The 2,736-nt window shown below is 68.0% G+C and carries 3 protein-coding genes and 1 pseudogene; all 4 read left to right on the top strand.

All coding sequences use genetic code 11. From position 1 onward, the window contains the following. The first annotated feature begins 23 nt into the window (after positions 1–23). Complete coding sequence (rimI, locus tag BDIM_RS15635; RefSeq protein WP_040346427.1) at positions 24–458, top strand: ribosomal protein S18-alanine N-acetyltransferase; 435 nt, start codon at positions 24–26, stop codon at positions 456–458. Between the two features lie 37 nt (positions 459–495). After that, on the top strand, positions 496–966 hold the full coding sequence (locus tag BDIM_RS15630) for a Fur family transcriptional regulator (protein WP_003166535.1): 471 nt from the start codon (positions 496–498) through the stop codon (positions 964–966). A 58-nt stretch (positions 967–1,024) separates the two neighbouring features. Beyond that, a complete protein-coding gene (gene miaB / locus BDIM_RS15625; RefSeq protein WP_081461954.1) occupies positions 1,025–2,416 on the top strand; it encodes a tRNA (N6-isopentenyl adenosine(37)-C2)-methylthiotransferase MiaB in 1,392 nt (463 codons plus the stop codon). Positions 2,417–2,521: 105 nt separating this feature from the next. Beyond that, positions 2,522–2,736, top strand: a pseudogene (locus tag BDIM_RS18205) (PhoH family protein); the annotation flags it as partial.

Here is a 2,736-nt window from a genome sequence, read left to right as displayed (position 1 = left end):
GGCCAGCCGCGCCAGCCCGCCGCGTGAGCGCGCCGCTTTTCCCGACTGCCGATCCTGGGCGTCTCGCCGCGATCCACGCCGAGGCTTTTGCGACGCCGTGGGATGAAGCGGCCCTGACAGAACTGCTGACTTCGCCGGGCGTCTTCGCCGTGGCCGAGGAGGACGGCTTCATCCTGATCCGCGTCGTGGTCGACGAGGCCGAGATCCTGACCCTGGCGGTACGGCCTTCGGCGCGTCGCGCGGGCCTGGGCGTTCGCCTGGTCGAGGCGGCGGTGATGCGGGCCGCCGCCCTGGGCGCCGAGCGGATATTCCTGGAGGTGGCTGAGGGCAACGTCGCCGCCCGCGCCCTCTACGCCCGAAGCGGCTTCGTCGAGATGGGCCGCCGTCGCGGCTATTATTCGCATACGGACGGACGCCGGGAGGACGCGCTGACGCTTGTCCTGAACTTCCCTGAATAGCTTCCATAAGGCGACGGTACAGCCTATCTTCGCCGCCATGGACCGGATCGAAAAACTTTGCGCCGAACGCGGCATGCGCATGACTGAGCAACGTCGGGTGATCGCCCGCGTCCTGTCGAACGCCGAAGACCACCCCGATGTGGAAGAGCTGTATCGCCGCGCCTCGGCGATCGACCCGCACATCTCCATCGCCACCGTCTATCGCACCGTGCGCCTGTTCGAAGAGGCGGGCGTGGTCGAAAAGCACGACTTCGGCGACGGCCGCAGCCGCTATGAAGAGGCGGGCGACGATCACCATGATCACCTGATCGACACCAAGACGGGCGAGGTCATTGAATTCTTCGACGCCGAGATCGAGCGGCTGAAGGCCGAGATCGCGCGCAAGCTGGGCTATGAGCTGGTCGGCCATAAGCTGGAGCTCTACGGCCACGTCATCCCCGGCGCCGAGCCGGTGGAGCGCGAAGGCCTGATCTATAAGCGCCGTCCGCGCGACGAGACCGAAGACTGACCGCCGTCGGCGTTCGCGTCGTCTTGCCGTGGTCGATTTCGGCGATCATAAGCCGTGCATGACTGATACGCTCGACCTTCCCGCCCCGGCGGACGCTGGCGCATCTGACGCGAGCGTCGCGCCCAAGCGCCTGTTCATCAAGACCTACGGCTGTCAGATGAACGTCTATGACTCCGAGCGCATGGCCGATGTGCTGCGGCCGCTGGGCTATGCCCCGACCGAGACGCCGGAAGACGCCGACTTCGTCATCCTGAACACCTGCCACATTCGCGAGAAGGCGGCCGAGAAGGTCTATTCCGAACTCGGCAAGCTGCGGCAGATGAAGGAGGCGCGCGACGGCGGCATGACCATCGCCGTGGCCGGCTGCGTCGCCCAGGCCGAGGGCGAGGAGATCATGAAGCGCCAGCCGGCGGTCGATCTGGTGGTGGGGCCGCAGGCCTATCACCAGCTGCCGGAGTTGCTGACCCGCACCGCGCGGGCGCGCGGCGAGCGCATCGGCGCAGACTTCGCCCCCAACGAAAAATTCGACGCCCTGCCCGCTGCGCGCGGCACGGACGGGGTGACGGCCTTCCTGACGGTGCAGGAGGGCTGCGATAAGTTCTGCACCTTCTGCGTGGTGCCCTATACGCGCGGCGCCGAATGGTCGCGGCCGGTGGCGGCCGTGCTGGACGAGGCCCGCGCCCTGGCCGACCGGGGCGTGCGCGAAGTCACCCTGCTGGGCCAGAACGTCAACGCCTATGACGGCGAGGGGCCGGACGGGAAGCCGTTCACCCTGGCGAAGCTGGCCTACGCCCTGGCGGACATCCCCGGCATCGACCGCATCCGCTATACGACCAGCCACCCGAACGACATGTCGGACGACCTGATCGCGGCGCACGGCGAACTGGACGCCCTCATGCCCTATCTGCACCTGCCGGTGCAGGCGGGCTCGGACCGCATCCTGCGCCTGATGAACCGCAAGCACGGGCGTCAGAAGTATTTCGACCTGATCGACCGCATCCGCGCGGCGCGGCCGGACATGGCGTTGTCGGGCGACTTCATCGTCGGCTTCCCCGGCGAGACGGATCGCGATTTCGAGGACACCATGGATTTGGTGCGGCGGGTGAACTACGCCAGCGCCTTCTCCTTCATGTATTCGCCGCGTCCCGGCACGCCCGCCGCGACCATGGCGGCCCAGGTGCCGGACGCCGTGGCCAAGGAACGTCTGCACGCCCTGCAGGGCCTGCTGACCGAGCAGCAGGTCGCCTTCAATCAGTCGCTGGCTGGGCGCGTCCTGCCGGTGCTGTTCGAGAAGAAGGGCCGCCACGGCGCCCAGGCCATCGGCCGCTCGCCCTATCTGCAATCGGTCCACGTCGAGGACGCGGATCAACTGATCGGCCGGATCGTTCCGGTCGAGATCATCAGCGGCCAGCAGAACAGCCTGTCCGGCCGCCTGATCCAGACCAACTGACGCCTGTCTCGCCACGCGCCGTGCGTGGGGCCAGGAACGCTTACAATCCCCCTCAAGCAGCCTCGCGCCGCGCGCGAGGCGATAGGGGACCAACAAGGAGACCTCATGGCGCGAGAGTCCGAGTTCCTGTCCCTCAGCGATGAGGCGTTGCGCGCCGTCATCGGGCCGCAGAGCCGCCACCTGGCTCTGATCGAGGACGCCTTCAAGGTGCTGGTCGAGACGCCGGGCGGGGGGGTGTCGATCAACGGCTCGACGCGGGATCGCGCCCAGGCGCGCCGGGTGATCGAGGCCCTGTCGAACCGGGCCGAGGCGGGCGCGGA

The organism is Brevundimonas diminuta ATCC 11568 (genome assembly GCF_000204035.1).
GTDB classification, from domain to species: Bacteria; Pseudomonadota; Alphaproteobacteria; order Caulobacterales; family Caulobacteraceae; genus Brevundimonas; species Brevundimonas diminuta.
This window is presented reverse-complemented; position numbering and strand designations above follow the sequence as displayed.

Coding starts and splice junctions, on each gene's coding strand:
- BDIM_RS15630 (WP_003166535.1), top strand. CDS start 496: ATGGACCGGATCGAAAAACTTTGCGCCGAACGCGGCATGCGCATGACT.
- miaB (WP_081461954.1), top strand. CDS start 1,025: ATGACTGATACGCTCGACCTTCCCGCCCCGGCGGACGCTGGCGCATCT.